Genomic DNA, 383 nt, shown 5'->3' with positions numbered 1-383 from the left:
AAATGACCCGTTCAACATTTGAAGCGGTCGGTATTGAAAGATATAAATGGCGAACATCCATAGATGAACGCGTCCGCGATTCGCATTTACTTATGGAAGGGAAAATTTGCAACGTCAATGATAGAACAGTCGTTTGGGATAAACATTTAAATCGCTTTGTGCAACGTGACAGCGAAATGCCATTGTTACATCCCGGTGAGGATTTTCAATGCCGGTGCGTTATGGAAATTCTTGATGATGAGGTAAAGGATGTGGAAGAAGAGTTGTTGGAAGAGCAGAAAGTGGAAGTAAAAAATGCCGTGCAGGAATTTAAGAATATGTATCCCGGTGGTGAGGAAATGGAAATACCGAGTACTTCCCCAACCAACCCAAAGCCTGTGAGC

General features: G+C 42.8%; 1 protein-coding gene. It reads left to right on the top strand.

Features of this window, described 5'->3' with window-relative positions:
• Positions 1-383 (top strand): phage minor head protein (locus ACYVTD_RS17725; protein WP_461248938.1); only part of this gene is annotated, 383 nt, incomplete at both ends.

It is taken from the genome of Treponema sp. R6D11 (assembly GCF_054786075.1).
The sequence above is the reverse complement of the archived record's forward strand: the minus strand, read 5'-3'. Positions and strand labels throughout refer to the sequence as shown.